General features: G+C 31.2%; 7 protein-coding genes. 2 read left to right on the forward strand and 5 right to left on the reverse strand.

The features are described from left to right. On the forward strand, positions 1-867 hold an 867-nt coding region (locus QM536_09075; GenBank protein ID MDI9357159.1), incomplete at its 5' end, for a T9SS type A sorting domain-containing protein. A gap of 123 nt (positions 868-990) precedes the next feature. Here QM536_09075 and QM536_09080 read toward each other — a convergent pair. Genes QM536_09080 through QM536_09095 form a run of 4 tightly spaced genes read right to left on the reverse strand, consistent with a single transcriptional unit; the run spans position 991 to position 4918 of the window. Further along, on the reverse strand, positions 991-2247 hold the full coding sequence (locus QM536_09080; GenBank protein MDI9357160.1) for a nucleotide sugar dehydrogenase: 1257 nt from the start codon (positions 2245-2247) through the stop codon (positions 991-993). 57 nt (positions 2248-2304) lie between these two features. Next, the gene (gene leuB / locus QM536_09085; GenBank protein ID MDI9357161.1) at positions 2305-3369 is read right to left on the reverse strand and encodes a 3-isopropylmalate dehydrogenase; all 1065 of its coding nucleotides are present in this window, start codon (positions 3367-3369) and stop codon (positions 2305-2307) included. Continuing rightward, the gene (gene leuD, locus QM536_09090; protein ID MDI9357162.1) at positions 3366-3977 is read right to left on the reverse strand and encodes a 3-isopropylmalate dehydratase small subunit; all 612 of its coding nucleotides are present in this window, start codon (positions 3975-3977) and stop codon (positions 3366-3368) included. The genes leuB and leuD overlap by 4 nt, the downstream gene beginning before the upstream one ends. 11 nt (positions 3978-3988) lie before the next feature. Next, positions 3989-4918 carry a PorP/SprF family type IX secretion system membrane protein gene (locus QM536_09095; protein MDI9357163.1) on the reverse strand — a complete coding sequence of 310 codons (930 nt, stop codon included), beginning with the start codon at positions 4916-4918 and terminating at the stop codon, positions 3989-3991. A 407-nt stretch (positions 4919-5325) separates the two neighbouring features. On the opposite strand from QM536_09095, the gene QM536_09100 reads away from it, so the two are divergent. Further along, complete coding sequence (locus QM536_09100) at positions 5326-5523, forward strand: cold shock domain-containing protein (protein ID MDI9357164.1); 198 nt, start codon at positions 5326-5328, stop codon at positions 5521-5523. A 56-nt stretch (positions 5524-5579) separates the two neighbouring features. Here the strand turns inward: QM536_09100 and priA are convergent. Beyond that, on the reverse strand, positions 5580-6623 hold a 1044-nt coding region (gene priA, locus QM536_09105), incomplete at its 5' end, for a primosomal protein N' (protein MDI9357165.1).

Consider the following 6623-nt stretch of genomic DNA (forward strand, 5'->3'; position numbering starts at 1 on the left):
GCATACACTTTAGAAAATGATACGGTAGCTTTTGCATCTCAAACACAAATACTGAATATTCAGAAAGGGGTTCAGAGTATAGGGTTTGGGGTATTACAAACGAGGATTTTTGGACAAGTACCTTTTGTATTAACCGCAAGTTCTTCTGCGGGATTACCTGTGTTATTTTCTGCTGCTTCTACTCTTCTAATCATAGATAATAATACCGTCACTCTCAATGGAGCAGGTACGGTGAATATTATTGCTTATAATACAGGGAATATTAATTATGCAGGAACATTCACTTCCCAAACACTGCTTGTATCAGTATCAGAAACAGTAGATACTACCAAAAGAAATCCTACTCTTACTTTTACTGCCATTCCGAATCTGAGTATAGGAACAAGATATGTAATGACTGCTACTTCTAATAGTGCTGCTGCTATAGTATTTACCTCCAACGATGAGCGAATAGCAACCGTAAGTGGAAATACTCTCACCGCAGTAAGCACGGGAACAGCAGTCATAACCGCAAGTCAAGAAGCAAATGCAACCTATAATCCTGCTACCGCTCAGCAAACGGTAACAGTAGTATCTACTACTACTCCAACTATTCGTCCTCTCACACCCATAGAAAAAGGAAACTCTGCTATCCGCATCTATCCTAATCCTGCCAATGATTATCTAACCATTCAGTATGATAAGACACAAAAGGTTGCATCTGCGAAAGTATATGATATGACGGGAAAGAGTTATGAATTAGGAATTATGAATTATGAATTAGGCTTGAGAGTAGATTTGAAAACCCTACCAAAAGGGGAATATAGTATTATACTCTATGGAGAAAAAGGGGAGGTATGGAAAGCAGAGAAGGTAATAAAAGAGTAGTTATTATTATAAATACTAAAGAGAACGTCGATGAGACGTTCTCTTTTTTTTATACACTTGTAATTTTGTAGTTGTTTGATTATCAATAGTTTTCAAGTTCAATATTTGTGTAAAAAGGAGTTTTTATAATCGAGCATCTACTAAGCTTCTCTCTATAAATGCTTTTGCATCGAATATAACAGATCCTTCTTCCTTATATTTTTTAAAATCTATGGTTTCGAAATTATTATGTGCTACCGCTAATAAAATACCATCGTATTTTTTTGTATTGTCTATATGGGGTATGAGTTTTATTTTATATTCTTTCATAACTTCTTCTTGGTGTGCCCAAGGATCGTATACATCACAGTGGATTCCCCAATTTATAAGTTGGTTATAAATATCTATAATTTTGGTGTTTCGTATATCATGGCAATTTTCTTTAAAAGTGATTCCGAGTATAAGTATGTGAGAATTTTTTATATGTTTATCTTTTTGGGTAAAAAGTTTTATGATTTTGTGTGCTATGAATGTTGCCATGTAATCATTTACCCTTCTTCCTGAAAGTATTACTTGTGGATAATATCCTAAAGATTCTGCTTTATGAGCTAGATAATAAGGGTCTACGCCTATGCAATGTCCGCCGACCAAACCAGGTTTGAATTTTAAAAAATTCCATTTTGTTCCTGCGGCTTCTATAACGTCATTTGTATCTATACCCATTCTATCAAAGATGAGGGATAACTCATTCATAAAAGAAATATTGAGGTCTCTTTGAGCATTTTCTATTGCTTTTCCTGCCTCTGCTACTTTTAAAGAAGGGGCTTTGTGAGTGCCTGCTGTAATGATAGAGTTATAAAGAGCATCAACGATTTCTGCTATTTCAGGAGTAGAGCCGGAAGTTATTTTTTTTATGTTAGTAAGAGTATTTATTGTATCACCTGGGTTAATTCTTTCGGGAGAATATCCGCAGAAAAAATCTTTATTAAATTGTAAATCGCTTTCTTTTTCTAAAACAGGAACACAATCCTCTTCGGTACATCCTGGATATACGGTAGATTCATAAATAATAATATCCTTTTTTTTTAATATTTTTCCTATCATACGAGAAGCATCTAAAAGAGGTGTTAAATCAGGAGCTTTAAATGAGGTTAATGGGGTTGGGACAGTAATAATAAAGGTATTACAATGTTTTATATCGTCTATATTTTTTGTAATGTAATTACTTTTTGGATTCAATACTGTCTTATCTACTGCTCCTGTTTTATCTATTCCATTTTTTAATTCTTGGATGCGTTGAGAATTTATGTCAAACCCCCATGTTTGGTATTTTTTTCCAAACTCTGCAAAAAGTGGCAGTCCTACATATCCTAATCCTATAATTGCTATGGTGTGTTGCATATTATTATATTTTTTTGTAACTATTTGGGTATTGAAAAAACATTGAGAGTATTGTATTTAAATATTTGATGCGATGTAAGAGCCGATTTCTGATGTGGTATAGTATTTGTGAGGATTTATGTCTTTTGTAACAAATCCATTTTCGATAGATTTTACAACGGCTTGTTGTATGAGATGAGCTTCTTGTACCATTTGGAAAGAGGTTTCTAACATCATTGCTGCTGATAATATGGTAGCTATGGGATTAGCAATTTGTTTTCCTGCGGCTTCGGGATATGATCCATGTATAGGTTCGTACAGAGCATATTTTTCACCAATAGAAGCAGATGGGAGCATTCCTAATGATCCTGTTATTACAGAAGCTTCATCTGTTAAAATATCTCCGAACATGTTTTCCGTAAGGATGACATCGAATTGAGTAGGATTTGTGATTATTTTCATTGCTGCGTTATCTACAAACATTGTTTCTAATTCTACTTGATGGTATTTTTCATTTTTTAATCTTGTAACTACTTCTCTCCATAATCGAGATGTAGCGAGTACATTTGCTTTATCTACAAGGGTAACTTTAGATTTTCTTTTGAGAGATTCTTGAAATGCAAGTTCAGCTATTCGTATTATTTCATATTCGGAGTATGTACAGGTATCAAAAGCGGTTTTGAGATCTTCTGTTCTTCCTCTAGGGCTTCCGAAGTAAATTCCTCCTGTAAGCTCTCTAAAAACGATAAAATTGACATTTTTTATTGTTTCATTTTTGAGAGGAGATGCATGAGCTAGAGTTTCATAGGTATTTATAGGACGTATATTGGCAAAAAGTTCTAATTCTTTTCTGATAGCAAGGAGACCTTGTTCGGGTCTTACTTTCGCTTGAGGATTATTATCAAAGGCAGGATCTCCAATAGCACCAAATAGGATAGCATCGGAGTTTTTACATATATGGATGGTTTCTTTTGGAAGTGGTGATTCTGTTTTTTGTATAGCTGCTGCTCCGATCAGAGCGTAAGAATATTCAAATTGTATAGAATATTTTAGAGATATGGCATCCAAACATTTTATAGCTTCGCGTATCACTTCTGGCCCTATCCCATCACCAGGTAATACGGCAATTTTTTTATTTATCATGATTGGTTATTGAGTTTGAAAGGTTGTTTTTTTTCAAAAGTAATAATTTTGTCTTGGATGCTCAGTAAATAATCAATATTATTATATCCGTTGATGATACATGTTTTATAGTATGGATTTATTTCAAAGAGTTCATTCATTTTTTGAGAGGTGTTACATATTATTTTTTGGTTATTGATATCTATGGTTATTGTGATTTGTGGATTTTTTTCTATTTCTTGGAAGAGAGTATTTAAAAAAATTTGTGATACTGTTATAGGGAGTAGTCCGTTATTAAGTGCGTTATTTTTAAATATGTCTGCAAAGAAACTGCTTACGACTGCTTTAAATCCTGCATCGTAAATTGCCCATGCAGCATGTTCCCGACTGGAGCCACATCCAAAATTTTTTCCTGCTACTAAAATAGACCCTTTATATTTGATGTCGTTCAATATAAAATCTTTTTTGGGGGTTCCATCGTTATTATATCTCCAATCACAGAATAATTTTTCTCCGAATCCTTCCCGTTTAGTAGATTTCAAAAATCGAGCAGGTATTATTTGATCAGTATCTATATTCTCTATAGATACTGGTATTGCGGTAGATGTAAAGTTTATAAATTTTTGCATTTTTTTACTGTTTAGAAATGTCTTGGATCATATCTTTTGTATTGTTTATATACGGAAAGATTTAATTTATATTTAATAACTAGCTCATGATTACTTTTTATAAAAGAGGAGAGTTTATCAAAGTAAAAATCATAAGAGTATCCGGCTACTATGGCATCGCCTAAGTTGAGTTGTGTTATAAGAGATATGCTATTTGAGCTTTTGTATGAGGTTCCAAAATAAATAAAATCATCTACGATAAACATAAAGTTTAAGTTGTATCCAAAAGTATTTCCTTCTGCGAGAAATAAAAGTGCAGAAGGATGGATTTTTATATATCTATGTATAGGTGTTACTATTCCTGATGTAAAGTAGTAATATCTCGGATCGTCAGCAATCAGGGCTGTATTTGTGAGGTTAAAGGTGCTATTTTTTAGAATGTAAGGAACGGATATTCCCGCATAAAAATTATCATTATAATAATAGATCCCGAGTCCAAAATTAGGTTTGAGAGCGTATGTATTTTGAATAACGGGGTCATTTATATCCTTAGCTATGAGTTCTGTGTAGTTAGAGTTTCCATAAATGATGCCTGTTTGCATTCCAAATGATAGTATTCCTTTTGGAATTCTTATTTTATAAGCATACATTCCTAGTATTTCATAAATGTTGTGAATACTCAAATTAGATCTATTAAACATTGCGCCTACTCCTATTCTATTTTTATAAAGAGGAGATTGTACAAAGAGTGATTGAAAGGAACTGATATTATGCGCCGTAAATGGAATTCCTTTATTTATGAGTGTGGTAGTGAATCCACCTGTTGTTCCCGCATATGCGGGATTTAAAACAAGTCCATGAAACATATATTGAGTAATGACTTGTTGGTGCTGTGCTTTTCCGTTTTGAAAAGAGAATATAAAAGCTACAAAAAGAATATAAGAGTAATGTTTTATTTTCATTCTTTGTTTTTTTAGTTTTGGTAGATTTTAAAAATTATTTTTATATACCTTAATTTTTAATATTTGCTAATATAAAAATAATTTGTAAACTTAATTACATATTTTAAAACACATCAAAAATAAATTTTGAAAGTGGATTAATTTATTTTTTTTTAGAAATAAAAGAGATATAGATATCATTTTTTATATTTTCATAGTTTTCTCATAATAAATTGAAAAATAAAGATAAAAATTGCATTTTTTAATCAAATAAAAATAATAAATACAATTTATTTTTAAAAAAAAAGTATTATGTCAAAAATCATATACAATATTTTATATATATATTTAAGTAATATATGTTGATTTTAAATACAAGTATAGATTTATATAGTTTAGTTTAATTAATTTTTTTAATACATTTTTTAATGAAAGAAGGAATAGTAAAGTTTTTCAATGAATCTAAAGGATTTGGATTCATAAAAGAGTCGGGGTCAAGTAAAGAGCATTTTGTTCATATCTCAGGATTAATAGATTCTCCTATAAGAGAAGATGACGAAGTAACTTTTGATCTCATAGAAGGAAAAAGAGGACTCAATGCAGTTAACGTTCGTTTATCTAAATAAATAATCTTTGACTTTTGAGGAGCAGTTGGGGGGCAACTCCTGACTGCTTTTTTGTTTTAGTAGGGGTCTACATCAAATACTATTTTTGTATTTTTGTATTTGTTGTTATATTGGAGTTCTAATGCGATGTTTTTCAAAAAAGATTTTATTGTTGTTGATGGGTGTTTTTTTTCTATTTTTATAAAAAGTTCTTGTCTAAATTTATTTTTTATTTTTGAAATGATTGGTTCTTGTGGTCCGAGTATATTTTCGGGTGATATTTTGTTTTTTATTTGTTCTGTAAAAAAAAATGATGATTCTTGAGCAGTTTTTTTTTCTGTATGGAGAAAAGATATTTTTATGAGGCGGACAATTGGTGGGAATCTGTAAATTTTTCGTTGGATTATTTCTTTCTTATAGAAATTTTGATAGTCATTATTTTTTATTTGCTGAAAGAGATGTAATTGTGGATTGTATGTTTGAATATATACTTGTCCGGATTGTGATTTTCTGCCGGCTCTTCCGCTGACTTGGGTTATTATTTGAAACGCTTTTTCGTGGGATCTGAAATCGGGGAAAAAAAGGATTCTATCTATATCTATTATTGCGGCTAATTCTACATTTGCAAAGTCTAATCCTTTGCTTACCATTTGTGTTCCTATTAATATATCTAATTCATTTTTTTGAAAAGCGGATAAAATATTTTGGTATGCGTTTTTTGTTTTTACATTATCTATGTCTAATCTTTCTATTTTTGCATTTGGAAAAAACACTTTGAAGTTTTCTTCTATTTTTTCTGTTCCGTATCCAACAGTTTTTATATGTGATGAATTACATTTTTTACAAGTTGGCAAAAGGGATTCTGTGTGTCCGCAATAATGACATTTTAATTGTTGCCCATGAATATGGTATGTGAGAGAAACAGAGCAGTGTGGGCATTCCACTGTATATCCGCAATTATTACAGAGGACAAAAGATGCATATCCTCTTTTATTTTGAAAGATTATACATTGTTTTTTGAGAGTGAGTTGTTGTTGGATTGCTTCTAGTAAAATATTTGAAAAATTTCCATTCATTTTTTTATTTTTTTTTTCTTCTCGTACATTAATAAGATTAATGGT

The organism is Chitinophagaceae bacterium (assembly GCA_030053935.1).
GTDB lineage: Bacteria > Bacteroidota > Bacteroidia > Cytophagales > JASGCU01 > JASGCU01.